We start from the raw sequence: 372 nt of genomic DNA on the forward strand, positions 1-372 counted from the left end.
CGTGAGCCGGGCGCCGGGGAAGCCCATGACGTCGTCCAGCCGCGCGGCCGGCCAGCCGAACCGCAGGTAGTGCCGCGAGCGGTGGCCCACCATCGCGTCGAGCGTGTTGACGGCCCGGAAGCCGACCAGCCCCGGCACCCCGCCGAGCGCGCCCCACACGAGGGCCCCGACGACGGCGTCCGAGGTGTTCTCCGCGACCGATTCGACCACGGCGCGCGCGATCCCCTCGGCGTCCAGGTGGCGCGGATCGCGCCCGCACAGGTGCGGCAGCCGCTCCCGCGCGGCGGCGATGTCGCCCGCTTCGAGCGCGGCGGCGAGCGCGCGCCCCTCGCGCGCGAGCGAGGTACCGCCCACGACGGCCCACGTCACGAG

At 78.0% G+C, this 372-nt stretch carries 1 protein-coding gene; it reads right to left on the reverse strand.

The window, feature by feature from the left end; translation table 11 throughout:
* On the reverse strand, window positions 1–372 hold a 372-nt coding region (locus tag SSBG_RS31680), incomplete at both ends, for a cobalamin biosynthesis protein (protein WP_199781404.1).

Origin of the sequence: Streptomyces sp. SPB074, assembly GCF_000154905.1 — a bacterium.
GTDB lineage: Bacteria > Actinomycetota > Actinomycetes > Streptomycetales > Streptomycetaceae > Streptomyces.